Source organism: Klebsiella sp. 141203, from assembly GCF_032601985.1.
GTDB lineage: Bacteria > Pseudomonadota > Gammaproteobacteria > Enterobacterales > Enterobacteriaceae > Klebsiella > Klebsiella aerogenes.
The window spans coordinates 258,907-284,945 of the sequence record NZ_JAQIRL010000004.1 but is presented as its reverse complement, the minus strand read 5'-3'; the positions used below and the strand labels follow the sequence as shown (position 1 = coordinate 284,945).

Sequence of the window (26,039 nt, the reverse complement as noted above, 5' to 3'; positions counted from 1 at the left end):
AAATGGTTCGCTCTCGCCCGCAAGGCGGGTTCTTCCCGAAAGCGGCGGGCGAGGTACGGCGAGTATACGCGAACAGCGCGGTGGATTGGCGATTAGCCGTAGAAATCAGGCTAATCTGCTACCAATCCGCATAAGGCACCAACGGCTGCGGCGGCATATCCATGTCGCCCTGCCAACCGGAAGCGGAATAGCGCACGTACAGCAGCGCGTGGCTCGGCGTGTAATCTTTGGCCTGCTGAATATCCACCGCCGCGCCGACAAACCAGTTGCCGGTAACCCGCCGTTCCACCAGCGCCCGCGCGGTATAACCGAAGCCCTGGCTGCTGCTGCCCTGTTCTTTTAGCTGGCTGGCCTCGTAGCGATACTGCGACGGAATCAAATTCAGCAACGGATAGCGCGCCTGAGTTTGCGTGCGCGAATGGGACCACGACACCGACCCGCCGAGTTCCCATGACCAGTTTTCGGTACGCTGACGCCAGATGACCGGCACCGAGAAAGAGAGATACTCCTGCGGGCTGTAGTAACCGCCCTGACCCAGGGTGTAGCCGCTGAGGTCTTTGTCGTAGTGCCAGATCATATTGGTCAGGCCGACGGTCACCCGGCGATTATTTTCATTGATCGCTTTATAGTAGTAACCGGTCATCCAGCGCACGCGCCAGTTGTCCTCGACGTTTTTGCCGGTGAGTTGGTCAGCACCCAGCGATGACCAGATGCCGTTAGCCTCGCCTTTATCGTAGCTCAGGCTGATACCGCCGCCGGCGGCGCGTACCCCGCCCCAGGTGGTACCGGTGTGGCCGTCGTTAGGGTTATCTTTTTGCCCGCCGAAGGAGAGCAGCGAGCTGGAAATGGGCCGCCGGTGGACGTTGACGGTATAGCCGACCGGGCCGGCATCGCCGCTGTAACTCAGCCCCCCCACGACATCGACCACGTTAAAGCCCATCGGCGTGGTGCCGATATCACCGCTCCAGGTGTCGTTCTTCCAGCCGACCGCCACGCTGGCGCCGCCGTCGCTCTGGTTTTTGCTACCGCCATAGCAGCTAATTTCGCCGCAGGTCCCCCAGCTCGGCGAGTAGCCGCCGTCGCTATTGGTGGAAAACGTCCCGGCGTTCATATTCACCACATCGGTACGGAAGAACATCCGTCCGTCATACAGCGGCGCGTCCACCTGCAGCATGGTGGTGTGCGCTTTGAGGTCTGAATAACCGCCGGTGCCGCTCGATCCCCAATAGTCGTGCTCAAGGGTAACGTTAAGATCCTGCTGGCGATAGAGATCGGCGGCGTCGCTGCGGATCCCGCGCTTCAGCCAGTCATCCTGGCTATCGTTGCGGGTCAGGCGGGTAAAGGCGTCATTATCCTGCGGGCGAACGCGGGTCACGCCCGAGGCCACCATCGCGTCTTTATAGCTTTCCAGGGCCTGCTGTGGTTGATCGGTTTGCGTCTGGAAGCGCGCGGCATCACGCAGCACCAGCGCGCTTTCCATCGATGGCGGCTGGCTTTTCGCCTGCGGCACGATGCGGTCGAATATTTGTTGCGCGCCCGCGGTATCGTCAAATCCGGCGCGGGCCAGCGCTACCCGGCGCTGCATGTTGATCGATTCCGTATCCGCATCCTTCAACTGCGCGACCTGCGCGCGGGCGGCATTTTTATCGCCCTCAGCAAGATAGACTTCCGCCAGTCCCAGGCGCGCATCGCCATTATCAGCCTGCTGGCTCAGCACCCGATGGTACTGGGCTATCGCCGCCTCGCTATCGCCGCGCTGCTGCGCCCAATCCGCCAACGTCAGATCGTAGCGTACCGATTCCGGCTGCTGTTTAATCAAGGCGATAGCCTGACTTTCCTGTCCGCTATCGCGAAGTTGGTTGGCCTCGCGCATCACTTTGTCGCTTTGCAGACGCCCTTCCAGTTCACGAATATTGTCGGTCCACTGTCCGCGCGGCAGCGCGTTAATTTGCGCCAGCGCGGCATCATCCTGATTATTACCGGACAGATAGAGGCCGTAGGCGTAAACCCGTTCGGCATCGCCCGGCTTGCGGTTGGCCATGTTACGCATCAGCGCGTCCGCTTCCGGCCGCTGGCCGGCGCTGACCAGATCTTTCGCCAACCGATAGGTTATCCACACGCTTTCGGGATCCAACGCCAGACGCCGCCGCTGCACCTCCGCGGCCTGCGCCCAGTTGCCCTGGTTTTCCAGCGCTTCGGCCTGTTTTTCCAGTCGGTCGTTAGTGAGGCTGCGTTCAATATCATCAATACTACGCCGCTGGCTAGCGGGGAGACTGGCAATATAGGCGCTGGCTTTTTCCGGCGATTCACGACGATAAACATTCGCCAGACCGCGTACGGCGAGATTATTGTCGCGATCCATGCGTAACGCCTGGCGATAGTAGCGTTCGGCGGTGGAGTCATCTTTGCGCGCCACGGCGACATCGCCTAACCCCAGCACCGCGTAGCTGTCGGTGTTATCCACCCGCTGCGCCTGGGCATAGGCGTTTTGCGCCTGCGCCAGTTGGCCTGCTTTCAACGCGTTATCGCCCTGTTTAATCAACAGCCAATAGCGGTTGGTCTTCAGCAGACTGTCCCACTTATCGCGATTCGGGCTTTTCGGATCCATCGCGATCGCTTTATTGAGCTGCGCCACCGCCCGCGCCCGGTCGCCGCGCTGTGAGTAGGCAGCGCCCAGCGCGCCGACGGCATCGCTATCGCGGGCATCGGCGCGTACCGCCTGCTGCAGATCGGCCACCGCCTGCGCCGCATTACCGGATTTCACCGCCGCCAGTCCTTCGCTTTTAGCGCGGAAAGTCGGATCTTTCAGTTGAGTTTGCTGCTTATCGAGTAGCACCCGGGCATTAGCAACCGTTTCTCCGGTGGTGAATACGACCAGAAAACGCTGCAGCGCTTGCACGCTGGCGCGGCTAACCGGCAAATTTTTAATTTCATCAAACCACATCGCCGAAGCCGCATCTCGCCCGGCGGCCGATCGAGACATCTGTTCGAGATAAGCGAAACCTTCATCCGGTTTATTATCGGCAAACATCTGTTTTGCCAATGTCGTTTGCAATGCCACGTTACCCGGCGAGCTGGCATTCAGTTTTTTCAGTTGGCTAATGCCTTCGTTATGCCGCGCCGGCAAACGCGAGACCAGTGTCCAGTATTCAATAGCAAAATTAACATCCGCCGGAACGCCGTCGAATAGTTTTTCATAGGCGACGATGGCCTCGTCGACATGCCCGGAAACGCCTAGCAGGCGCGCCTGCTGCAGTTCTTGCTGACCTTTGCCTCCGCTGAGATCGATCTCGCTGCGCGTCGCTTTTAGCGCCGATGATTCAGGAGCCAGTTTCGCCAGCAGATCGAGCTGCTTTTGCGCGCCGGCGGTGTCGCCCTGGCGCAGCAGGTAGCGAGCCCGGGCGGCGAGATAATCGGGATTATTCGGGTCGATTAGCTCCAGTCGATAAAGCGACTGACGCACCAGATCTTCACGGTTGCTCGCCTCGCCGAGACGCACTTGTTCCAGCAGATGCTGCTGCGCAGGGGTATTCGCCGCCTGCGCCAGCGGCAGCAGCGCGAGACTAACAGACAGCGTGATGAAGCTTAGTGAGAACTTGCGCATTCCTGGTTCCAGTCAGGTTGTAATTCGCCACCCGCGGCGAAACGAAAACGATGTTGATCCCACCCCTGGCCGAACAGCGTCAGCACCGCACTGTAGTAGGCGTCCGCGTCGGGGTAATGATCGGCGACCCGTTGACGCTGTACCGCGCGGGCGTCGTCATCTTGCAAAAACGGCAACATGGAAGCCGAGAAACCAACCGGCCCCTCACCGGTGGTTTTCCCGCTGGCGATATTGGTTTTTTCCGGCGGCAATCCCAGTTTGATAGTCTGGGTCGCCATCGGTTTGAAACGCGCCAATAGCGGCGCTTTTTGTTTATCGGCGTTATTGAGCATCCCGACCCACAGATAGACGCGAATAGCGTCATAGCTGCCAATAATCGGCTTATCGGTTTTCAGCTGCCAGCCGCTGCCTTTCTCATAGCGCACCCAATCCGGCGAGAAGCCTTTTGGCGCCGTTTCCAGCAGCAGCCGCAGATTGCCGTCGCGGATCTTCAGCCACGGCGCGCCAAAGCGGGTAAAATAGGTTGCGAGCTGCGGCGGCAGGTAGCTTGGGTTAAAGCGCCAGCCCTTGTCGTCCGCGAAACCGACTTTCCCAGGGAGCACCGACGGCCCCAGTCCAGGAACATCGGCGACTTCTTCATCGGCAATCCGCGCCAGCAGCGCTTTTCCTACCTCAGTATAGTTAGCGACCTTCCACAGGCGTCCGGCTTCCAGCAGTGACCAGGCAATCCACAAATCAGAATCCGATGCCGAATTGCTGTCCAGCACCGTCCATTCGTCCTCGCTTTTTTTCCCCCATAGCCATCCCGGCAGATGGGCGCGCAGATCGCCCTGCGCCAGGTTGTTCTGCGTCCACTGGAATAGCTTATCGAAGCCCTGGCGATCGTTGGCCGCCAGGGCGAAGAACAACGCGTAGCTTTGTCCTTCGGAGGTGGTGATTTTGCGCGCATCGCTGGGGTCGATGACTCGCCCTTCGGCGCTGACATACGCTTTTTTAAACTGCTCCCAGGCGGGCCACTGGCAGGCGGCGCTAACCTGCCCCGCCGCCAGTATGAATACCGAGAGAAGTACCCCACGAAATGCGTTCATCAGCAATTACTCATCATCAGGATCAAGACGGCGACGGCTGAGAATACGCAGCATGCGCCACAGCACCCACGCCAGCAGCACAATGCTGACGGCCGCCAGAATCGCCAACAGTATCGGATGGCTGGAGAGCGCAAACCAGATGCGCTCGAACCACGGCAGGTGGCCGACATAATAGATATCGCCAACCCGCAGGCTATTGACGCCAGATTCGCGAATCACCGCCACCGAACCGAACATCGCCGCCCGTTTACCGCTGTCATTTAAGGCGTTTGTGAGTAGTTCATTGCCGCGCGGGCTATCGGCCATCAGGGCGATCACACTGCGCTGGTCGTTATACGGCGACTGGAAGCCAATAATGGCCGCCATCGGCCCGGAAGAGGTGATATCGGTCCGCGTATGCGGCGTGCGGGCATCATCGTCCGGATAGATGCTAGCCAGGTCATAATGACGCATCGGCGTTTTCACCCAGCTTTTGGTCGCCTCGACCAGCAGATTGATTTTAGTATCGTCTTTCAGCGATGGCGGGATAGCGCCAATCAGCATCAGATCGGCATCTTTGCCCTTAATTTGGTTGCCGTCGTCGGTCATCTGCATGCTGATAGCCGCCAGCCCGGTCTGCGCGCCAATGCCGCCTACCGCCTGCAGCAATGTCTCCACCTGACCCGCATCAGGCGTTTTCGGCACCACGATTAGCGTCTGAGAGAGATCGGCCATGCGGGTATACGGAAAACCGGCATTAGCGAAGACGCGCAGGTCCGGCATCGCCAGGAAGTGGTAATATTTCGAAAAATCGATGGTGGAGTCATCGCCGATCACCACGTGGTTCTGCACCGGCTGGAAGGTAATACAGTTATCGATGTTGCCGCCCGGCATCGGGTTCATATACTGAAAATCGAAGCGCAGCTGGTTCATCGCGCCGAGGCGCAGCGCGGGTATGGTCACCTGGTTCTGGCCATCCAACAGCCCCTGCAGCACCGGCAGGCGTAAAATCAGCTTATTCACATCCTGCGAGCTATTGAGGCTAAACGACTGCAGGAACTGATCGTTAAGGCTGATATCCATCCGCGAGCTATCTTTGATAGGCGGCATGGTATAGCGATATTTCAGGTCCATATCGATGCCGTTGGCGCGAAGCAGGTACAGATCCGGCGGCAGATTCAGCGCCAGGTTAATCGAATCTGGCACCAGCCCGCTTGATTGCAGCTGCTGTTCATAAGTTTTCAGCTCGCCGAAAGTCACCGGCCTGTCGGTACGAACCCAGTTTGGCGCGTCATACGGCTGGCGGGCCTTCAACTCTTTCACGCCATCCACTACCACGCTATCGCCGCGGAATAGAATATTGCCCTGGGCAATACCCTTCGCCGCCACCAGCAGATCTTGATCATCACGGCCGAAGATCACCAGCAGCTTGACGTAGGGGTTGCTCGGGTGGTTGACCATTTCGATGGTCGGCGCTTTTACCGGCGGATGGTCGCGCAGGAAGTCCGGACGCTTATCGTTGGTCGCGAAGATGATAGCGTTACGTTCCGGTATCTCATTGAAGCGGACCGGGAACTGCTGACCACGCCAGCCGGCCTTGCTGCCAAACCAGGAGGCGACAATCGCCGCCGCCTGCTGCTGTTTGACGTCAGGCGCAGAAGCAAAAACCATCGGCAACGTCAGCGGACGGTTGTCGCGCGAGTCGTAAAACGGAACCGGAAAGTGAGACAGGTCGTTACGTACCTGCAGCGACTGATAGGTTAAATCCAGCGAGCTCTCACGGCCGATATCAAGCCACAGCGTACTGCTGGCCGGGTTTTCGCAAACGTCGCGATAGTGGCCGACAAACTCCAGCCGCACGCGGTTAAAATCGGTGATATACAGCGGATCGACCGGGATCTGGGCGCTCACTTTTTTACCCAGCTGCTCTTTGGTGACCGGCAACACGCCCATTAATTCGTCGTTGAGATAAACCTTCAGCTGTGATTGCACCGGCAGCAGCGATGGCGAAGGCGTGTAATCAAGATTGAGCAGCGCTTTAGCGACTACTTCATCACTGCGCATGCCGAATTCCACGGCGCCCTCTGGATGCGAACCGCGCAGCACCATGCTACCCGGCGGCGGCGCGATTTGCGCGAAAGTCAGCTTCACGTCGCGAGTCGGGATATTGTCCGCCACCACCACCGGCGCGGCAGGATCGATAACCGCCGCCGTCGGCTGGCTATCGTTAATCACCGGCGCTGGCTGAGCCGTAACCGTTGTGGCGGGAGCGTCGACCACCGCGGCATTAGGCGTCACCGCCGGAGCCGAAAATGTTGCGAAGGGGTACCAGCTGCTCATTCCCACCGCCACTGCACAAATCAAGGAAAGTTTTCTTTTCATCGCATTATCATCATTGTTGAGCCATTGCCGGTTCTGCCGAGAGCACCGCCGCGGCACGTTCGGGACGGCGCGGTAAAAATGATACAACCCAGGCCACCAGCGAGGTGAGCGAGCGGAAAATAACCTTCACCGACGGCGGTGAGAACTCCGCCAGGTGACGATATCCACGGAACCCCAGCTTGAGGATATCCAGCAGGCTTTCCATCGGTTTATCTTCCGGGAAGCTGTCCTGCCAAAGCGCCCACGTATCAGCGCGGGCAAACGTACACTGCACAAAATCAATATGTTGCTGGTTAGTCAGCGGCAGCAATTGCAGGCCGACTTCACCGCCGTTCACCCGCGCGACGCGAACCGGGAAAACGTATTCTTGCTGTCCGCGTTTGAGCAGCAAATTCACGTGTTGCCCTTCCAGTACCCGCGCTTCGCCGTGAATTTTTATCCCCAGCCCGCCGTCGGAGTAGTCATGAACGGTACAGGAGAACAGGTGACCATCCGGGCGAGCAATCGCCGCCGGCATCGACATCTCTACGCGGTGCGAACGCCGCACCTGCTTGCTCTCCACCGACACCGCCACGGCGCCGCCGAGGATGATTAAGTTATAAAACACCCAGATGATACTGACCCAGACGGTCAAAATTTCGTTCTCGGGTCCGTACATAAAGCGCCAGATGCCGACCGCCACGCCCACCAGATTAAGCAATACCAGATAAATGTAGGGGCGGGAGATAACCCAATCGACATACTCGTCTTTCACCAGTCCGCCTTTGGCGGTGACGTTGAACTTGCCTTTGTGCGGGTTAATCAGCGCGACGAAGGTCGGCGGCGCGATATACCATGCCAGCACCGTTTCGTAGATTTCACTCCAGAAGGAGTGGCGGTACTTACCCTGAATCTTCGAGTTCGTCAGGCTGGCGTGAATCATATGCGGCAGCACGAACAGCGCGATCATCAACGCGGGCGCATAGATGATATAGGCGTGTAACAACAAGAATGCCAGCGGCGCGGTGAGGAAGATAAGCCGTGGGATACCGGACAAGAAGTGCAGCATCGCGTTGACGTAGCAGATACGCTGCGCCAGCTTCAACCCTTTACCAAATAAGGGGTTATCGAGACGGAAAATCTGCACCATCCCGCGCGCCCAGCGAATACGCTGGCCGATATGCGCCGATAAGCTTTCCGTCGCCAGACCCGCCGCCTGCGGGATGCGCATATAGGCGGAGGTATGGCCACGACGATGCAGACGCAGTGAGGTATGGGCATCCTCGGTGACCGTTTCAACGGCGATACCACCGATTTCATCCAGCGGGCCGCGGCGAATTACGGCGCAGGATCCGCAGAAAAAGGTCGCATCCCACATGTCGTTGCCGTCCTGCACCAGGCCGTAAAACAGCGTCCCCTCGTTCGGCGTCTTACGAAAACGGCCCAGGTTGCGTTCGAACGGATCCGGCGAGAAGAAGTGGTGCGGCGTCTGCATCATCGCCAGCTTTTTATCCTTCAGGAACCAGCCCATGGTCATCTGCAAGAAGGAACGGGTCGGCACGTGGTCGCAATCGAAAATAGAGACGAACTCGCCTTTCGCATACTTCAGCGCATTGTTGATATTACCGGCCTTGGCATGTTCGTGGCTGGTACGCGCGATGTAATGGACGCCGACGTCTTTCGCGAACTGGCGAAACTCTTCGCGCCCGCCGTCATCAAGGATCCAGATATTGAGCTTATCCTTCGGCCAGTCGATACCCTGCGAAGCATAGATGGTATTTTTCACCACGCTAAGGTCTTCGTTGTAGGTCGGGACGAAGATATCCACCGTCGGCCATTCGTTCATGTCTTCCGGTAGCGGCACCGGCTGGCGATTAAGCGGCCACACCACCTGGAAATAGCCCAGCACCAGCACAATCCAGGCGTAGGTTTCGGCAAACAGCAAGATCAGCCCACATACCAGGCTGACCGGATCGTTCCAGTTAAGCGTGGAGGTATAGCGCCACCAGATATAGCGACAGGAAACGGTCAGCGACAACACGATCAGCATCAGGGCGGAGAAACGCCCCGGAATACGCCGCACCAGCAGCGCGACGCCCCACAGCAGCAGCAGGAAAATAAACTGTGACAGCGGGTTAAACGGCTGGGTAATGCACAACAACGCCAGAATCAGTGAGAAGAAGGTGACGGTGCCAAGCACTAGCCGCCGCAATTGCGGATGCAGGTGCTCAAGCTCTTTCTGCTTATCGAGGTGGCCGGTACGGGTGTTGACCTTTTCCGGTAATTTTTCCATCCACTGCGCGTAGCGCCCGTGAACCCCTTCCAACGCCGCCAGCGAGCGCCAGTTAATTTTTTTATCCGGTTCCGGCACCCTGGTCGCCAGTAGCCAGAGCGACTGCAGCAAATAGCGCAGCGGATCTAACGGGCGTGGGCGATGCGGATTAATATGCGGAAAATAGTCGGCATGGTGTTCGCGAATAGCTTGCCAGCGCGGCGTCTCAAGCGGCATTAACGCCCACGCCAACGACACCCACAGGCAACCGAGAAAAGCCGAAAGCACCGACGCGCCATGCTGACGATAGTCATCATAACGTTCGCTCAAGCGCTCGCCCACCGGCGGCGCCAGCAGCAACGTACTCAGGCGGATCATGCCGCCCCCTCCCTGGCATAGTGCAGCAGGCACCAGTTGGCCAGCGTCAGCACCTCTTCCGCCGCCAGGGCATCCTGACGATATTCGCCAAGCGGCTGTTTCGCCGCCAGACACTCCGCCATCGCTTCATCGCGGTGAATCGTGACCGGCAGGATCCGCCGCTGGCTTTCCAGCCATAGTTGATAGAGATCTTCCTGCAGTTGGCTGCCTACGCGTAGGTCGTTAATCAAAATCTCCGCGTTCGCAGGCAGCGCCTGCTGATGCAGGCGAATATGGCTGTTGCCGTCCGGGTGCACAACCTGTAGCACACGATCGCACACGCTCAGCAACTCGCGGGTAAGCGGAGAATAACCCTCTGGTATATCAATCAGCAGCCAGCGGTGGCTTCCCTGCTGGTCGAGCAATTTGATTTGTTCCGCGATGGGTTCAAGCGCTGAACTGAGTTTATCAACGTGCTCACGTTCGCCAGGCGTCAGTCGGCCAAACGGCAGGAGATCGATATGCGCGGTGTAGCGCAGTCCGGCGTCGCGCCAGTCACCACCGTCAATCAACGAGCGTGCCCAGCCGTTGCGATGGTCGAAATCAACGTTGAAGAAAAAGCGCAGCATATTGTCCGGGCTGGCATCGACCACCAGCACAGTTTCACCGAGCAGCTGTAGTGCCCAGGCCAGTGCGGCGGTAATAGATGTGGTGCCTACGCCGCCGCGTATGCCTTGTAATCCCAGAATCGCCATCGACGGCTTCCTTACTTTTTCTCAGCTAATTCGGCCAACAGCGGCCAGCGTTGCAACGCCGCAGCGAGCTGTTCGCGTCGGGAAATGTCGTGGTAATCAATATCCGGCAGGGAAAATGCCCGGCTTAATGCCAGGAAATCATTTTGGAAGGTATATCCCAGCGTCGCATCGCCAGGTACCGCAGGGTCTTTTTCCGGCATTTCTCTGTCCATTCGAAAAACACATTATAAAACCAGGAAGTGTAAACCGCTCATCCCTAAAATTACGTGTACATGCTAAAACTGATGTCCTTTAATTTCAATGTTAGGTTTACTCTCACGCTTTCGCTAGTAAACTAATCATTGTAAATAGGGCGCGCGAGGGACATCGTGGATATTGTATATACGTTGGGTATTTCATCGTTATGGGACGAAGTATGCCATATGCCCGTTGGCGGGGTATGGTGGCTTAATGTCGACCGCTATGCCGACGCCGTCAGCCTGCTGAATCAAACGCTGGAAAGCCAGGCGCAGGACAGCAAGGTCGCGGCCATAGTGATGGGTAAAAAACCTAATGAAGTCATATCATTAAAAAAAGATCGCGGTCCCAACAAAATCGCATTATTCACTATGCCCGATCGCCCGGAAGGCCTGCAGGAGTTGCACCGCGACATACTTTGTTCTATGGAACCTGGCAACTATTTATTTATTCTGCTATGTACAGAAAATTCCTGGCAAAATATAAAAATAGATGAATTACTCCATTGGGTAGAAAAATCTAATCGATGGACCAAATACCATAACTGCTCTCTTATGGTACTTAATTCGGCTAACGATACCGATAAACAACTTTCTCCATTATTACGCCAGTACCGCGCCCTTTCCGGGCTGGCAAGCATTCGTTATCAGGGCGACAGCCATCTATTTGATATCGCGTGGTGGGGAAGCGAGAAAGGTATTAGCGCACAGCAGCAACTGGTTATTTTACACGATGATGAGGGTTGGCGGCTGGCGCAGAACGAAGAAGCTGTGGTACAGCCACGCAGCGACGAAAAAATCGTCCTCAGTAATTTGCGCGTGCTGGAAGGGGCGCCTGCGCTTTCCGAGTATTGGACGCTGTTCGAAACCAACGATGCGGTCTTTGAAGCCGGTCGTACCGCGCAAGCGGCCACCCTGCTATTTTCCATCACCCAGAACGAACAAATAGAGCAGCTCGGCCGCTATATCCATATCCTGCGCCGCCAGCGCGGCAGCGCCTTAAAAATCGTGGTACGCGAACAAACGCCAAGCCTGCGCGCCACGGATGAACGTTTGCTGCTAAGCAGCGGCGCCAACATGGTGATCCCCTGCAGCGCCGGGCTTTCGCGCTGCCTGACGCTGATTGAAAGCGTGCAAAAACAGAAGTTTACTCGCCACGTTCCGGAAGACTTCAACACGCTGCTAACCTGGAGCCGGCCGCTTAAACTTCGCGGCTATCAAAAGTGGGACGCCTTCTGCGAAGCGGTCAGCAATATCATGGGCAACACGCTGCTGCCGCCGGATAGTAAAGGGGTGATGGTGGCGCTGCGCCCCGCGCCGGGACTACGTGTCGAACAGGCGTTAACCCTGTGTAAACCCAACCGCATGGGCGATATCGTGACGATCGGTAATAATCGATTAGTGCTGTTTTTATCGTTTTGCCGGGTAAACGATCTGGACACGGCGTTAAACCATATCTTCCCATTACCGACTGGAGACATTTTCTCTAACCGTATGATTTGGTTCGAAGACAAGCAAATTTCTGCGGAAATACTGTTGATGCGGGGCCTCTCCCCGGACAACTGGAACACGCCGCTGCCAATTACGGTGGGCAAAAACGAAGCCCTTAACGTTAAGCACGATGGTCGCCAGTGGCGGCGAATCCCGGAACCCTGGCGCCTCTCCACCGACGGAGAACCGCGGTCATGATGTCTATCGCCGATATCATTCAGCTGATTGTACTGTGCGCCCTGCTGTTTTTTCCGCTGGGGTATCTAACGCGCCATTATCAGCGCCGTATTCGCACGACTTTACGTTTGATGTTCTTTAAACCCCGTTACGTGAAACCGGCCGGCGTGCTGCGCCGGGATAACGCGACCAGGCAGGGCAAACTGAAAAAATGACCAAAACAAAAACTACCGCTACGCCGCTTCCGCTATGGCAGTACTGGCGCGGCCTGTCTGGCTGGAACTTCTATTTTCTCGTGAAGTTTGCCCTGCTGTGGGCGGGATACCTGAACTTCCATCCAATGCTTAACCTGGTGTTCCTCGCCTTTCTGCTGGTGCCGATCCCCAGCGAAAAACTGCACCGGATACGCCACTGGATAGCGATTCCGCTCGGCTTTGCCCTGTTCTGGCATGATACCTGGTTACCCGGTCCGGAAAGCATTATGAGCCAGGGCTCGCAAATCGCCGGTTTCAGCGCCGATTACATCTGGGACCTGATCACCCGCTTTATTAACTGGAATATGGTCGGCGCCTTCTTTGTGCTGCTGGTGCTGTGGCTATTCATCAGCCAGTGGCTGCGCGTTACCGTATTTGTTTCGGCGATCATGGTCTGGCTGGTTATCAGCCCGCTGCTGCCCTCCTTTACTTTATGGCCCGCCGGCCAGCCGACCACCGCTGCGGCCACGCCGGCGGCAACGACTGGTGGAACGACAACAGCCGCGGCATCCGCCAGCGCTGACGCCAGCGGCGATATCCCGCCGCAGACCGAACCGCCCACCTCGGCTAACCTTAGCAACTGGCTGAAAACTTTCTATGCTTCTGAACAGAAAAGAAAAACGCCGTTCCCGGATCAGCTTCCTGGTGATGCGCAGCCGTTCGATCTGCTGGTAATCAATATCTGTTCCCTGTCATGGTCAGACATTGAGGCTGCCGGGTTGATGGACCATCCACTGTGGAAACATTTCGATATCGTCTTCAAAAACTTCAACTCCGCCACCTCCTACAGCGGCCCGGCAGCGGTTCGCCTGCTGCGCGCCAGCTGCGGCCAGCTATCACATAACAACCTGTATCAGCCGTCGGGCAACGAGTGCTATCTGTTCGAAAATCTGGCTAAACTCGGCTTTACCCAACAGCTGATGCTGGGACATAACGGCGTATTCGGCGACTTCCTGAAAGAGGTTCGCTCGCTCGGCGGTATGCAGAGTCCATTAATGGATCAGAGTGGTTTACCGGTTATTCTCCAGGGCTTCGACGGATCGCCGGTTTATGACGATCGGGCAACGCTCGATCGCTGGCTACAAACCACAGAAAAGCTCAACACGCCACGTACCGCGACCTTCTACAACACGCTGCCGCTGCACGATGGCAACCATTATCCCGGCCAAAGCAAAACGGCCGACTATAAGGCCCGCGCGCAGAAATTCTTTGATGAGCTGGATGCCTTCTTCACCGCGCTGGAAAAATCCGGGCGTAAAGTGATGGTGGTGGTGGTACCAGAACACGGCGGCGCGCTGAAGGGTGATAAAATGCAGGTCTCCGGGCTGCGCGATATTCCAAGCCCGTCGATCACTAACGTGCCGGCGGCGGTGAAATTCTTCGGCATGAAGGCGCCGCATCAGGGCGCCGCGGTGGAAATCACTCAGCCTTCCAGCTACCTCGCAGTTTCTGAACTGGTGGTACGCGCCCTCGACGGTAAGATGTTTACCGAGGATAACGTCAACTGGCAGCAATACACCGCTAACCTGCCGCAGACCGCTGCGGTATCGGAAAACTCCAACGCTATTGTCATTCAGTATCAAGGCAAACCTTACGTGCAGCTCAACGGCGGCAGTTGGGTACCGTATCCGCAGTAAATACGAAAAAGGCCGCAGGAGAATTCCTGCGGCCTGTTCGGGCGCAAATTGCCAACGCAGCAGACTCACGCCCGCCGGTCCGTCACTTCTGGTTATGCATCCAGCTGACGATAATGCTGACCACGATGCCAGCGATTATCGGCGCCGCCAGATCGTCCCATAAGATCAGACCTAACTGTGTGAGCGTCATAGAGCCGCCTGTATTGCAATGGCAATCGTTCGCGGCTATCTTTAACTTGCTTGGAGTTAGTGATAGCCCTCGTTCAGTTGCCTGGTTAACACCAGCAACGTGCGAGGGTTTTCTCTTTCCAGCAACTTATCTATGCCGCCGGGGTTCAAGCCCCCGCAACATTGCGCCTCACCGGGCGAACCCGGCTTGGCGTCGATTCTACTGCTCCGTGTCATCGCCTTCACCACGCCCTTCGGCAATCTGCGAGGCGCATTCCAGCAACCAACCACATTCTGCGTGCAGCCTGGCAAAACGAAAAAGGCCGCAGGAGAATTCCTGCGGCCTGTTCGGGCGCAAATTGCCAACGCAGCAGACTCACGCCCGCCGGTCCGTCACTTCTGGTTATGCATCCAGCTGACGATAATGCTGACCACAATGCCAGCGATTATCGGCGCCGCCAGATCGTCCCATAAGATAAGACCTAACTGTGTGAGCGTCATAGAGCCGCCTGTATTGCAATGGCAACCGTTCGCGGCTATCTTTAACTTGTCTGGAGTTGTCGATAGCCCTCGTTCAGTTGCCTGGTTAACACCAGCAACGTGCGAGGGTTTTCTCTTTCCAGCAACTTATCTATGCCGCCGGGGTTCAAGCCCCCGCAACATTGCGCCTCACCGGGTGAACCCGGCTTGGCGTCGATTCTACTGCTCCGTGTCATCGCCTTCACCACGCCCTTCGGCAATCTGCGAGGCGCATTCCAGCCCACCCCCGCAGAATTCATCACGCGACAACCCGCCTACCATCACGCTCGCGCTTTCTCCGGATTCTCATCCTGATCAACGGCAAAGCAGGCCACCAGTTGGCCGCCGTAATCCTTTAGCTGCGGCTGAAGCTGGGTGCATGGGCCAAAGCGTCGGCGGCAGCGCGCATTGAAGGCGCAGCCCGGCGGCGGATTCAGCGGGCTCGGCAGTTCGCCGGTCAGCTTGATACGCTCGCGACGATCGTCCGGGTTCAGACGCGGCGTCGCCGACAATAGTGCCTGGGTATACGGATGACGTGGGTTATTAAAGATCTGGTCTTTGGTCCCCTTCTCCACGCAGCGGCCAAGATACATCACCATAACTTCATCAGCGATGTGCTCAACGACCGATAAGTCGTGGGAGATAAACACGTAGGACAAACCTAAATCCTGCTGCAGGTCCATCATCAGGTTCAGCACCTGCGCACGTACCGAAACATCCAGCGCGGAAACCGGCTCATCGGCAATCACCACATCCGGATCCAGCATCAGCCCGCGGGCAATAGCGATACGCTGACGCTGACCGCCGGAGAACATATGCGGGTAGCGATCGTAATGCTCCGTTTTGAGGCCCACCTTCGCCATCATCGCCAGCGCCTTTTCACGTCGCTGCTCTTTGCTCAGACTGCTGTTAATCAACAGCGGCTCTTCCAGAATCTGCCCCACTTTTTTACGTGGGTTCAGCGAGCCATACGGGTTCTGGAACACAATCTGGATTTTTTGCCGCCGCAGCTTTTGCGCCTGCGGGTCGTGCTTAAGCAGATCCTGCCCTTGATAATACAGCTCGCCGCCGGTCGGAATTTCAATCATCGTCAGCAAACGACCCAGCGTCGATTTGCCGCAGCCTGATTCCCCCACCACTGCCAGCGTTTTACCGCGCTCAAGAGTAAAGGAGACGCCGTCCAGCGCTTTCACCAGCCGTTCCGGAGCAAACAGCCCCTTCTTTACCGGATAGTGTTTTTTCAGATCAATGGCCTGCAACAGCGGTTGTTGCGTGGCGACCTTTTGCGTACTCATAATCCAGGCCTCCCGGCATCATCGAGTGGGTAGTGGCATTTAGACTGACGGCCGCCGTCGAGATCCGCGAGCGCGGGCTCTTCGCTCCGGCATTTATCCGTTGCATAGGGGCAGCGCGGGTTCAGCAGGCAACCATTCGGACGATCGTATTTCCCCGGCACCACGCCCGGTAACGACGCCAGACGCGCTTTATCCTGGGCAAACTCCGGCAGCGCGCGCAGCAGCGCTTGGGTGTAAGGATGACGCGGCGCGCGGAAGATATCTTTCGCATCGCCGGTCTCCACCACCTGACCCGCGTACATGACGATAATTTTATGCGCGGCTTCCGCTACGAGCGCCAGATCGTGGGTAATCAGCACCAACGCCATATTCTCTTGCTGCTGCAACTCCAGCAGCAGTTCGATAATCTGCGCCTGGATGGTCACATCCAGCGCGGTGGTCGGTTCATCGGCAATCAGTAGCTTTGGCCGGCAGGCGATCGCCATCGCGATCATCACGCGCTGGCTCATCCCACCCGAAAGCTGGTGCGGATAAACGTCCAGCCGCGACGCCGGGTCAGGAATACCCACCAGGTTCAGCAGATCGATCGCCCGCTGGCGGCGGGTTTGCTTATTGCCGCCCTGATGGACCTTAATCGCTTCCATAATCTGGTAGCCGACGGTAAAGCACGGGTTGAGGCTGGTCATCGGATCCTGGAAGATCATCGCCACTTCCGCCCCCACCAGCTGGCGCCGCTCTTTTTCCGAAATACGCTGCAAATCGCGGCCGTTAAATTCCAGTTTGTCCGCCATCACCCGGCCGGGGTAATCAATCAGCCCCATAATCGCCAGCGAGCTCACCGACTTACCGGAACCCGATTCACCCACGATGCCAACTACTTCACCCTGCTTCACGCTATAGCTGATGCGGTCTACGGCGCGGAACGGCGCATTCTCATCGCCGAAATGCACCGATAACTTATCTACATTTAATAACGCCATCTCGAACCTCTTACTGCTTCAGTTTGGGATCGAGCGCGTCACGCAGACCGTCACCCATCAGGTTAAATGCCAGCACCGTCAGCAGGATCGCCACACCCGGGAAGGTCACCACCCACCAGGCGCTTTGCGCGAACTGCAACACGTCGGAGAGCATGGTGCCCCACTCAGGCGTCGGCGGCTGCGCGCCCATGCCGAGGAACCCCAGCGCTGCCATGTCGAGAATGGCGTTAGAAAAGCCCAGCGACGCCTGAACAATCAGCGGCGCAAGACAGTTAGGGAGAATATTAACGAACATCTGGCGCATTGCGCCGGCGCCCGCCACGCGTGAAGCGGTAACGTAATCGCGGTGCACTTCCACCAGCACCGCCGCACGCGTCAGACGCACATAGTGCGGTAGGGCGACGAAGGTGAGCGCCAGCGAAGCATTGACGATTGATGGTCCGAAGATAGCCACCAGCACCAACGCCAGCAGCAAGCTCGGCAGCGCCAGCATGATATCGACCACACGCATGATGATGGAGTCCACCACCCCGCCGAAATAGCCAGCAACCAGCCCCAGCACCACGCCGAGGATCAGCGACAGCACCACCACCAGACAGCCCACCAGCAGCGACAGGCGCGCGCCGTACATCAGGCGCGAGAGAATATCGCGACCCACATCATCGGTGCCTAGCAGATGCGCCAGGCTGCCGCCATCCTGCCAGAACGGCGGCGCCAGCAGCGAATCACGGAACTGATCCGCCGGGTTATAAGGGGCGAGAAAGTTGGCGAATACCGCGATGATAATCATCACCGCCACATACACCAACCCGACGACGGCACCCTTATTGCGTTTGAAATAGTGCCAGAACTCCTGCAGCGGGGTCATTGGCACCGGTGCGGCGACAACTTTATTTTCTGTAATTTGTGACATGATGGCCCCTTACTTCTTATGCCGGATACGCGGGTTCACCACGCCATACAGCAGGTCGACCAGCAGGTTGACGAGAATAATCATCGTCGCCACCAGCAGAACCCCGCCCTGCACAACGGGATAATCGCGGCGCTGTAGCGCATCGATGAGCCAGCGGCCTAAACCTGGCCACGAAAAAATGGTTTCGGTCAGAATGGCGCCCGCCAGCAGCGTGCCCACCTGCAGACCAATCACCGTCACTACCGGCAACATCGCGTTGCGTAGCGCATGGATGACAATCACCCGCATGCGGGTCAGCCCCTTGGCGCGAGCGGTACGGATGTAATCCTCGCCCAGCACTTCCAGCATCGACGATCGGGTCATACGCACGATCACCGCCAGCGGAATCGTGCCCAGCACGATGGCGGGTAGGATCATATGCATTAAGGCATCGATAAAGTCGCCCTGCTCGCCCCAGATAGCGGTGTCAATCAGCATAAAACCGGTCAGCGGCAGGGTATCGTCAAGGAATACCGTATCACTGATACGCCCGGAGACCGGCGTCAGGTTCAGCTGTACCGAAACCAGCATAATCAGCATCATGCCCCACCAGAAGATAGGCATCGAGTAGCCAGTCAGCGCCAGGCCCACGGCGGTGTGGTCAAAGATGGAGCCGCGTTTTACCGCAGCCAGCACGCCCACCGGAATACCGACCGCGACGGCGAAAATCATCGCGCAGACGCCCAGTTCGAGGGTGGCCTTGAAGCGCGGCACAAACTCTTGCCACACGGGAATTCGGCTTTTCAGCGAGATCCCTAAATCACCGTGCAGTACGCCCCAAATATAATGGGCATATTGCTGCCACAGCGGCTTATCAAGGCCCATTTCGGCCAGCAGCTGCGCGTGACGTTCGGGGGAAATACCACGTTCGCCCGCCATAATCATCACCGGATCGCCGGGGATCATATGAACGAAAGCAAAGGTGAGAAGGGTAATACCGATAAATGTCGGGATGACGAGTCCCAAACGTCGGAGAATAAACTGCAACATAACCCGGTTTCTCTATAGTGACGCCAGGCCTGGTGACAAGGCGTCTGTATTGCTCACAAAAGTATTCCCCGAATAGCGGGAATACGCCCCCCGCCTCTCCCGCGCGGGGAGAGGGGGTCAGGCATCGTGCTTATTATTCGACAGAGACGTTATCGAAGTGGTGTTTGCCAAGCGGATCAACCACATAGCCTTTGACTTCTTTACGCACTGGCTCGTAAACGGTGGAGTGGGCGATGATCAGCGCCGGAGCCTGGTCATGCATCACTACCTGAGCCTGTTTGTACAGTTCAATACGCTTGTTGTGGTCGTCGGTGGCGCGCGCCGGTTGAATGAGGTCTTCAAACGGCTTATAGCACCAGCGAGAGTAGTTAGAGCCGTCTTTCGCCGCGGCGCAGCTGAACAGGGTCGCGAAGAAGTTATCCGGATCCCCGTTGTCGCCGGTCCAGCCCATCATCACGGTCTGATGCTCGCCCGCTTTCGCGCGTTTCAGGTACTCGCCCCACTCGTAGGTGACGATCTTGGCCTGTACGCCGACTTTCGCCCAGTCGGCCTGGATCATTTCAGCCATACGGCGCGCGTTCGGGTTATACGGACGCTGTACCGGCATTGCCCACAGGTCAATGGTGAAGCCTTTTTCCATGCCTGCTTCTTTCAGCAGTTGCTTCGCCTTCTCAGGATCGTAGGTATAGTCTTTAACGTCATCGTTATAGCCCCACATGGTCGGCGGGATCAGGTTCTTCGCCGACTGGCCTGCGCCCTGGTAAACGGCTTTGATGATCGCTTCTTTGTTCACCGCATAGGTCAGCGCCTGGCGAACTTTGACGTTATCCAGCGGTTTTTTCTCCGTGTTGAAGGAGAGATAACCCACGTTCAGACCCGGCTGTTCCAGCAGGTTGATGTTTTTATCTTCCTTCATGCGCGCGATGTCAGCCGGGTTCGGATACGGCATCACCTGGCATTCGTTTTTCTGCAGCTTGGCGTAGCGTACGGAAGCGTCGGGAGTGATGGAGAAGACCAGGCGATCGATCTGCGGCTTGGTGCCCCAGTAGCCCGGGAAGGCTTTATACAGAATGCGCGAGTCTTTTTGGTACTGCAGCAGTTGGAATGGACCGGTACCGATTGGGTTAAGGTCTACTTTTTCCGGCGTGCCGGCTTTCAGCATATTGTCGGCATACTCTTTCGACAGGATAGAAGCAAAGTCCATCGCCAGGTCAGCAAGGAACGGCGCTTCCGGGCGAGTCAGCACGAACTGGACGGTATTATCGTCCACTTTCTTCACTTCGCTAATCAGGTCCTGCAGGCCCATCCCTTCGAAGTACTCATAGCTGCCGCCTGAGACTTTATGGTACGGGTTTTTGTCATTTTTCTGGCGGTCGAAGGAGAACACCACGTCGTCGGCATTCAGCTCGCGCGTTGGTTTAAAGTCTTTATTATCCTGCCACTTCACGCCTTTACGCAGGTGGAAGGTATAGGTTTTACCGTCCTCGCTGACATCCCACTTCTCAGCCAGGCCAGGAATAACTTCTGTCGTACCGGTTTTGAATTCAACCAGGCGGTTGTAAATAGGCACCGAGCTGGCGTCATAGGTGGTACCAGAGGTGAATAGCTGTGGGTTAAAGCCTTCCGGCGAACCTTCAGAACAATAAACCAGGGTTTTAGCTTGTACGCTTGCGGCGACGGTCATGGCGACCAGGCTCAGACCAAGCTTCAGCATCCCTGACTTTTTCAAGGAAATACTCATTATTCTGCTCCAAAACTGTGATGTTGTTTGCATATAGCCGCCAGACCTTTATTTATTTTTTACCCGGTCTGGTCGGTGGTGCCCGAAGGCGTTGAGAGAGATGGGGATTCCGTTCGCTAAAACGACTGAGTTGCAGTACGGATTCTCCATGAAATGCCCCTCATGCCGTACAATCTGTCAACAGAATGGAGAAACGTCAATACAGCTAACCGGGTTTTGCGTCAGGGGTGAGAATCGGTGGGCAAAGATTAAAAAAACTTGATGGCGCTATTTTCAGCAGAGAAATTTATGCTACCGGCAATAAACCAGAATAAAGCCCTTAATAGTTTGCAACATCTGGTGATAAACAATTCTTAAAAATGGTGAAAATTTCTTCCCGTGTGACCATTATGTGAGCGATTAATAGCGCGAACGTTAAAACGCACAGCGGAAAATGCTGTAGTTAGCCATAAGCTTCGCGAAAAAAGATCTGTTCATCGATAAAAAAATGCAATGGAAGATGTCACAAAATAGCGAATAGCTGGCGAGATACCTGGGGAGATGCGATTTTTGTGACTCTGGCGGGGTTTTCGCCCCGGCTTGCGCTGCGCTGAGCCGGGCTACCGGGCTGCGATCGAGTCGAACCTTTGCCCCCGGAGGTTCTCATCCTCTTCGGGCCGCAGATGCAAAAAAGCCTGCTCGTTGAGCAGGCTTTTCGAATTTGGTCGGTGATAGAGGATGACTCGCCACTTCGTGGCTCGCCCTACGGGCCGTTGCTGACGCAACGTTCTCTCGCTACGCTCGAGTCGAACCTCTGCCCCCGGAGGTTCTCATCCTCTTCGGGCCGCAGATGCAAAAAAGCCTGCTCATTGAGCAGGCTTTTCGAATTTGGTCGGTGATAGAGGATTCGAACCTCCGACCCCTTCGTCCCGAACGAAGTGCGCTACCAGGCTGCGCCAATCACCGAATGCGGGGCGCATCTTACTGCTGGGATGCACCCCCGTCAATGCCTTATTAGCAAAAAATCAATCAAGCGGCGAGAATCTCGCCACTACTGCTATTCCTTCGCCGCTTTCTTCGAAGCCGGTACGCGACACCAATTGTTGTTTTCATTAATCCCGCCATCCGGCGAGGTATAACCAAGACAACCCATAATGGTGTCATACAGCTCAACGTGACGGTGCGGAGCCTTCGTCGCCGCCTGCTGCTTGAGACGCGCAAAGGAGGCGGCATGGTCCGGGTTCGCCAGATATTTATCCGACATCCAGACCATCATCGGCACGCGGAACTGCTCCGGCGGCGCCATCATGCGCGGCGTACCGTGCAGATGTTCGTGTTCATTAATCGACTCGCCGTGATCGGCGGCGTAGAACACGATAGCCTTTTTATCCCGCAGTTGGTCCAGCACGCTGACGATAAAGTGATCCACGTAGGTGACGCTGTTATCGTAGGAGTTAATCAACTCGGCCTTCGAGCATTTGCTGTCCACGCCGATACACTCCGGTTTCCATTGCGCGAAGCTGCGCGGATAACGCTGGGTGTAGTTAAAGTGCGATCCCTTGGTATGCAGGATAATCAAGCGCTTGCCATCAGGATTTTGCTCCATGCCGCGCTTCATTTCATCGACCAGCAGCATATCATCCACGTTCTTGCCGCGATTGCGCGGCTCGGCGCCGATCTGCTCGCGATAGGCGATATTGTTGGCCATCGTATTGCTGTAGAACCACATCTCACTCTGCATGGCGTACAGGTCGCCTGCAAAGCCCAGCTGATGCAGTACGGCAAACACATTCTGCTCTTTCAGCGTCCGTTGCGGATTATCATCCGCCCCGCCCTCGCGTACGAACATACAGCGCAACGATAACTTGGTGGCGGTATCGCAAGAGGTGCCGCGGAAGGCGACAAGATTCTTCTCCTGCGCCAGCTTCGGCGTGGTATTACGGTTATAGCCCAGAATACCCATATGATCCCAGCGGGTGGTCTCGCCGATAATAAACACCACGTAAGTATCATCAAGATCCTGCGGCGCCACATAGGTAAATTTTTTCGCTGGGTTAATCAGCGACTTATTATCAGACGATTCATCCACCTGCGCCCAGGCGTACAGCCCAAGCGCCGACAGCCAGTTCGAAGGCAGATACGAGTTGGCAATGACGCCGCCGTAGCTTGGCATATCGACTTCAGAGTTACGCTCGATATCATGCTGACGTAGCTCAAGCAGGCGAATCGGCCCCCAGACCATCAGCCCGGCCAGCACGACTATCAGGATATTTTTCACCCGCTGACCCGGCGTTTTGACCTGTTGCAGCAGCGTCTTACGGCAGCGGTTGCTCCAGATAAGAAGGAGCGGCAAAACGCTAACCGCGGCCAGCCACAGGATCAGATGCCAGCCGATAACCTCTTTCGACAGGTCAATATCGGTGGTCATCACCGAAGCGATTATGCCGTAGCCAATGACCACATTAAGGAAAGTCATGTAATAACTTGCCCCAGCGGAAAACAACACCACCAGCGTAGCTAAGATGCGCCAGACCCGGCGACCAAATAACGAGAGCAGACGCAGCAGGAAGAAGGTGACCAGCACCGTCGCCACCAGTTCCACCACTCCGGACAACCCTTTCCAGACGGTAAACTCTTGAGCGTAACCATCGAAACGACGGAAAAACACCGCGGCGTTCATAAACCAGCCGATGTACAGCGCAAGCCAAAAACTCAGCTTCTGCTGTGACATCGTTTTAATGTATTTCATGCAAGCAAACCTGGGAAACGAAGAGATAAAACCGCCCTGATTAAAACGATATAAACAGGAAGATTAATTAAGTGCGTCTGGGTTGGTTATCGGAAACCTCTACAAAGCGCGCTAAGTAGACCACAGCAAATGGCAAAAGTATCCGCGAGGAATGTGATTCAGCCAGATATTTACAAAATATCTGGCTGGCAAGGCATTATTAGCTTAGGAAAGGTGACGCTATCAGGCGTGCGCCTGGTGGTAAATTTCGCTTTTCGGCTGGCGAATTGTGGTGGAAAGCGCCAGTGACAAAATCAGCAGAGCGAAGATGACACAGAAGGTGACATAGAAGCCGCCGAACACGGAGGCAATCAGCGAACCGCAAATACTACCGATACCGAAGCCGAGATAAATCACACCGTAGTTTTTCGCCAGGTTATTGAGGCCAAAGAACTCGCTTACCAGCGAAGGGAAGACGGTAATGGTGCCGCCGAAGTTAAAGGCCACACAGGCAATCGCCGCAAAGAAGGTCATCGCATTTAGCGGCGCGAACAGCAGGGCCGCCATACCGACCAGGGAGACCACCTGACCGATGGTAATCACGCGGATACGGGAGATCTTATCAGACAGGATGCCCAGCACCAGGCGGCCGCTCAGGTTGGCGATAGAAATCACGGTAACCGCATTCGCCGCCGTCGCCACATCGAGGTGCACCATACCCTGGGCGATATCTTTTGCTACGCCAATCACATACAGTCCGCTCATGCAGGCCGTCAGGAACATCACCGCCAGCATCCAGTACTGCGGTTTACGCATGGATTCAGCGAGGGTGAAATCATTTTCGACGACGCCGTTAGCGGTGGTCGTCGCGGGATGATTCGGCGCATCTTTCATCAGGGTGGCGCCAAAGACGATCATCACCAGTACGATAGCGCCCCAGATAACAAAGGTTTTTTCCAGCCCGACCGTCGCCAACAGGTGGCTATCGATAAATTTAAAACCGAGGCTGCCAAGGCCATAAGCGCCAATCGAGAAGGCGGAAATCAGACCTTTACGCTCCGGGAACCACTTCACGCAGTTCGACAACGTCAGCAGATAGCCCGCGCCGTCCGCCAGACCGACCAGCAGGCCGGCGCTCAGCCACAGCATCATCAGGCTGTTGGCATGGGCCGTGAGGAAAAAACCGACGCCAAGCAGGATACCGGATGCCATGGTGACGCGCTTCACGCCAAAGCGTTCCTGCAATTTACCGGCAACGGAAGAGGATAACGCCAGCCCAAGACTTAACAGGCCGAAGGAAAATGCCACCTGGCTTACTGGCTCGTCCAGTTTGCTGGCCAGAGAACTATTAAACAAACTCCATGTATAAACCGATCCCAGTGCGAATTGCGTAATGATCGTGCCAATCAGCGTGAGCCAACGGGTATATTGAGTGTTTGCAGCGTTCATAGCAGATGTCCTGAAGGATTAACTGCCGCCACAATAACCAAATCCCCAAATCCGGTGGGGGAAAACGGCATGAACTGCCATCAACGAGGAATGAAATGCATTTATGGCGGAATGAATGACATTGCAAAACATTCATTCCCTAAATTTTACCTAAAAAGTTAGTGTGCGCTATCTCACAGAAACGCGCCGTTACTGAGATTTAACAGTAACGACTGCGTTTCAAATGCGTAACAAAACAGGTTAGAAATTGGCGCTGACGCCCATCAGATATAGCGTATTTTCACCCGACGGCACATTATCCGCCTGCGAAAGTGTGGCCCATGCCGCCAGATGAGAACCAAGCGGCATATCGGCGCCCAGCGTCACATCGCCCCAGCTACCGTCTTTGCCGCGGCTAATCGACGCATTGTTATCGATAGAGATAGACTGGTTATAGCTCACCTGCGCCCATGGATGCACGCCCCACAGCTGCTGATAATCCATACGCCAGCCGAGCGTGTTGACGTAAATACTTTCGCCCGCGCGACGCGTCGCTGGCGGCGGGTTGAGATCGCTACGCAAGCTGGCGACCGGCCCGGAGGTCACGCCGCTGGCCAGTGAATAGTTCCATCCCACGCTCATGCCGTGCCCCAAATCCGGCGGCGCCAGCGCCTGATTCAATGCCAGTCCGGCGGGCGCTTCTGACGCTCTCATACGCTCGGCAAGAATGTCTTCATAACGCGGTTGGTGATCGCTATCCCATGTATAGCGTTCGGACGTATTACTTTTTGTATCGTTAGCGATATATTCCTGTTGCCAGGCATTAGCGCCTGAAACACACGACACCCAGATAGTGATGCACGCCGGGATCAACCCACCCCGGAGGCCATTGCATTTCTTTATTATCATTAATGCGACTCCAAAAGAGCCGAATCGGCAATGTTGCTGTGTTTTTATACTCAAAATAATTCGAGCTGCCGCCCACTTCTACGCAACTTGAAGTATAAGGAGTTGATGGGAAGTGGTTTCCCTGTATTAACTATTATCT

General features: G+C 56.2%; 19 protein-coding genes, 1 tRNA gene and 1 other RNA gene. 3 read left to right on the top strand and 18 right to left on the bottom strand.

Features of this window, described 5'->3' with window-relative positions; translation table 11 throughout:
- Positions 1-118 precede the first annotated feature (118 nt).
- The 6 genes from bcsC to bcsR are packed head-to-tail and all read right to left on the bottom strand — an operon-like array spanning position 119 to position 10,616.
- Complete coding sequence (gene bcsC, locus PGR29_RS17810) at positions 119-3,604, bottom strand: cellulose synthase complex outer membrane protein BcsC (RefSeq protein WP_316425036.1); 3,486 nt, start codon at positions 3,602-3,604, stop codon at positions 119-121.
- A complete protein-coding gene (gene bcsZ, locus PGR29_RS17805) occupies positions 3,586-4,692 on the bottom strand; it encodes a cellulose synthase complex periplasmic endoglucanase BcsZ (RefSeq protein ID WP_316425035.1) in 1,107 nt (368 codons plus the stop codon). The genes bcsC and bcsZ overlap by 19 nt, the downstream gene beginning before the upstream one ends.
- 6 nt (positions 4,693-4,698) lie before the next feature.
- Positions 4,699-7,053 carry a cellulose biosynthesis cyclic di-GMP-binding regulatory protein BcsB gene (gene bcsB, locus PGR29_RS17800; RefSeq protein WP_087858990.1) on the bottom strand — a complete coding sequence of 785 codons (2,355 nt, stop codon included), beginning with the start codon at positions 7,051-7,053 and terminating at the stop codon, positions 4,699-4,701.
- Between the two features lie 10 nt (positions 7,054-7,063).
- A complete protein-coding gene (gene bcsA / locus PGR29_RS17795; RefSeq protein WP_087858989.1) occupies positions 7,064-9,682 on the bottom strand; it encodes a UDP-forming cellulose synthase catalytic subunit in 2,619 nt (872 codons plus the stop codon).
- Entirely contained in the window at positions 9,679-10,416 is a 738-nt protein-coding gene (gene bcsQ, locus PGR29_RS17790; protein WP_316425034.1) for a cellulose biosynthesis protein BcsQ, read from the bottom strand. Before bcsQ ends, bcsA begins: the two co-directional genes overlap by 4 nt.
- Before the next feature lie 11 nt (positions 10,417-10,427).
- Positions 10,428-10,616: a cellulose biosynthesis protein BcsR gene (gene bcsR, locus PGR29_RS17785; protein WP_015369237.1), complete on the bottom strand. Its 189-nt coding sequence runs from the start codon at positions 10,614-10,616 to the stop codon at positions 10,428-10,430.
- A 168-nt stretch (positions 10,617-10,784) separates the two neighbouring features.
- Here bcsR and bcsE point away from each other — a divergent pair, with 168 nt between their 5' ends.
- Genes bcsE through bcsG form a run of 3 tightly spaced genes read left to right on the top strand, consistent with a single transcriptional unit; the run spans position 10,785 to position 14,211 of the window.
- Complete coding sequence (bcsE, locus tag PGR29_RS17780) at positions 10,785-12,341, top strand: cellulose biosynthesis protein BcsE (RefSeq protein ID WP_113374007.1); 1,557 nt, start codon at positions 10,785-10,787, stop codon at positions 12,339-12,341.
- A complete protein-coding gene (gene bcsF, locus PGR29_RS17775; protein WP_015369235.1) occupies positions 12,338-12,535 on the top strand; it encodes a cellulose biosynthesis protein BcsF in 198 nt (65 codons plus the stop codon). The genes bcsE and bcsF overlap by 4 nt, the downstream gene beginning before the upstream one ends.
- Positions 12,532-14,211 carry a cellulose biosynthesis protein BcsG gene (gene bcsG, locus PGR29_RS17770; protein WP_271032802.1) on the top strand — a complete coding sequence of 560 codons (1,680 nt, stop codon included), beginning with the start codon at positions 12,532-12,534 and terminating at the stop codon, positions 14,209-14,211. The genes bcsF and bcsG overlap by 4 nt, the downstream gene beginning before the upstream one ends.
- Before the next feature lie 82 nt (positions 14,212-14,293).
- Here bcsG and PGR29_RS17765 read toward each other — a convergent pair whose 3' ends face one another.
- From PGR29_RS17765 to PGR29_RS17710, 12 genes are all read right to left on the bottom strand, one after another.
- Positions 14,294-14,401, bottom strand: coding sequence for a type I toxin-antitoxin system toxin Ldr family protein (locus PGR29_RS17765; RefSeq protein ID WP_015703763.1), 108 nt, complete (start codon positions 14,399-14,401; stop codon positions 14,294-14,296).
- 371 nt (positions 14,402-14,772) lie between these two features.
- Positions 14,773-14,880 (bottom strand): type I toxin-antitoxin system toxin Ldr family protein, encoded by a 108-nt coding sequence (locus PGR29_RS17760; protein WP_015703763.1) that lies wholly within the window; start codon positions 14,878-14,880, stop codon positions 14,773-14,775.
- 299 nt (positions 14,881-15,179) lie between these two features.
- On the bottom strand, positions 15,180-16,193 hold the full coding sequence (gene dppF, locus PGR29_RS17755; RefSeq protein ID WP_045386512.1) for a dipeptide ABC transporter ATP-binding subunit DppF: 1,014 nt from the start codon (positions 16,191-16,193) through the stop codon (positions 15,180-15,182).
- Entirely contained in the window at positions 16,190-17,173 is a 984-nt protein-coding gene (gene dppD, locus PGR29_RS17750) for a dipeptide ABC transporter ATP-binding protein (RefSeq protein WP_015703765.1), read from the bottom strand. Before dppD ends, dppF begins: the two co-directional genes overlap by 4 nt.
- Positions 17,174-17,183: 10 nt before the next feature.
- Complete coding sequence (dppC, locus tag PGR29_RS17745; RefSeq protein ID WP_020077721.1) at positions 17,184-18,086, bottom strand: dipeptide ABC transporter permease DppC; 903 nt, start codon at positions 18,084-18,086, stop codon at positions 17,184-17,186.
- 9 nt (positions 18,087-18,095) lie between these two features.
- Positions 18,096-19,115, bottom strand: coding sequence for a dipeptide ABC transporter permease DppB (gene dppB / locus PGR29_RS17740; protein ID WP_002921786.1), 1,020 nt, complete (start codon positions 19,113-19,115; stop codon positions 18,096-18,098).
- Positions 19,116-19,248: 133 nt separating this feature from the next.
- Positions 19,249-20,856, bottom strand: coding sequence for a dipeptide ABC transporter periplasmic-binding protein DppA (gene dppA / locus PGR29_RS17735; RefSeq protein ID WP_015369230.1), 1,608 nt, complete (start codon positions 20,854-20,856; stop codon positions 19,249-19,251).
- 701 nt (positions 20,857-21,557) lie between these two features.
- Positions 21,558-21,690: non-coding RNA, RtT sRNA (locus PGR29_RS17730), on the bottom strand.
- A 34-nt stretch (positions 21,691-21,724) separates the two neighbouring features.
- Positions 21,725-21,801, bottom strand: a tRNA-Pro gene (locus PGR29_RS17725).
- A gap of 91 nt (positions 21,802-21,892) precedes the next feature.
- Complete coding sequence (gene eptB / locus PGR29_RS17720; protein ID WP_087858983.1) at positions 21,893-23,584, bottom strand: kdo(2)-lipid A phosphoethanolamine 7''-transferase; 1,692 nt, start codon at positions 23,582-23,584, stop codon at positions 21,893-21,895.
- A gap of 222 nt (positions 23,585-23,806) precedes the next feature.
- Entirely contained in the window at positions 23,807-25,012 is a 1,206-nt protein-coding gene (locus tag PGR29_RS17715; protein WP_020077719.1) for an L-lactate MFS transporter, read from the bottom strand.
- A gap of 240 nt (positions 25,013-25,252) precedes the next feature.
- On the bottom strand, positions 25,253-25,837 hold the full coding sequence (locus PGR29_RS17710; protein WP_162750192.1) for an autotransporter outer membrane beta-barrel domain-containing protein: 585 nt from the start codon (positions 25,835-25,837) through the stop codon (positions 25,253-25,255).
- Positions 25,838-26,039 lie beyond the last annotated feature (202 nt).

Excerpts from the sequence above, each read along its gene's own strand:
- bcsC (WP_316425036.1), bottom strand. The coding sequence starts at position 3,604 with ATGCGCAAGTTCTCACTAAGCTTCATCACGCTGTCTGTTAGTCTCGCG.
- bcsZ (WP_316425035.1), bottom strand. The coding sequence starts at position 4,692 with ATGAACGCATTTCGTGGGGTACTTCTCTCGGTATTCATACTGGCGGCG.
- bcsB (WP_087858990.1), bottom strand. The coding sequence starts at position 7,053 with ATGAAAAGAAAACTTTCCTTGATTTGTGCAGTGGCGGTGGGAATGAGC.
- bcsA (WP_087858989.1), bottom strand. The coding sequence starts at position 9,682 with ATGATCCGCCTGAGTACGTTGCTGCTGGCGCCGCCGGTGGGCGAGCGC.
- bcsQ (WP_316425034.1), bottom strand. The coding sequence starts at position 10,416 with ATGGCGATTCTGGGATTACAAGGCATACGCGGCGGCGTAGGCACCACA.
- bcsR (WP_015369237.1), bottom strand. The coding sequence starts at position 10,616 with ATGCCGGAAAAAGACCCTGCGGTACCTGGCGATGCGACGCTGGGATAT.
- bcsF (WP_015369235.1), top strand. The coding sequence starts at position 12,338 with ATGATGTCTATCGCCGATATCATTCAGCTGATTGTACTGTGCGCCCTG.
- bcsG (WP_271032802.1), top strand. The coding sequence starts at position 12,532 with ATGACCAAAACAAAAACTACCGCTACGCCGCTTCCGCTATGGCAGTAC.
- PGR29_RS17765 (WP_015703763.1), bottom strand. The coding sequence starts at position 14,401 with ATGACGCTCACACAGTTAGGTCTGATCTTATGGGACGATCTGGCGGCG.
- PGR29_RS17760 (WP_015703763.1), bottom strand. The coding sequence starts at position 14,880 with ATGACGCTCACACAGTTAGGTCTTATCTTATGGGACGATCTGGCGGCG.
- dppF (WP_045386512.1), bottom strand. The coding sequence starts at position 16,193 with ATGAGTACGCAAAAGGTCGCCACGCAACAACCGCTGTTGCAGGCCATT.
- dppD (WP_015703765.1), bottom strand. The coding sequence starts at position 17,173 with ATGGCGTTATTAAATGTAGATAAGTTATCGGTGCATTTCGGCGATGAG.
- dppC (WP_020077721.1), bottom strand. The coding sequence starts at position 18,086 with ATGTCACAAATTACAGAAAATAAAGTTGTCGCCGCACCGGTGCCAATG.
- dppB (WP_002921786.1), bottom strand. The coding sequence starts at position 19,115 with ATGTTGCAGTTTATTCTCCGACGTTTGGGACTCGTCATCCCGACATTT.
- dppA (WP_015369230.1), bottom strand. The coding sequence starts at position 20,856 with ATGAGTATTTCCTTGAAAAAGTCAGGGATGCTGAAGCTTGGTCTGAGC.
- eptB (WP_087858983.1), bottom strand. The coding sequence starts at position 23,584 with ATGAAATACATTAAAACGATGTCACAGCAGAAGCTGAGTTTTTGGCTT.
- PGR29_RS17715 (WP_020077719.1), bottom strand. The coding sequence starts at position 25,012 with ATGAACGCTGCAAACACTCAATATACCCGTTGGCTCACGCTGATTGGC.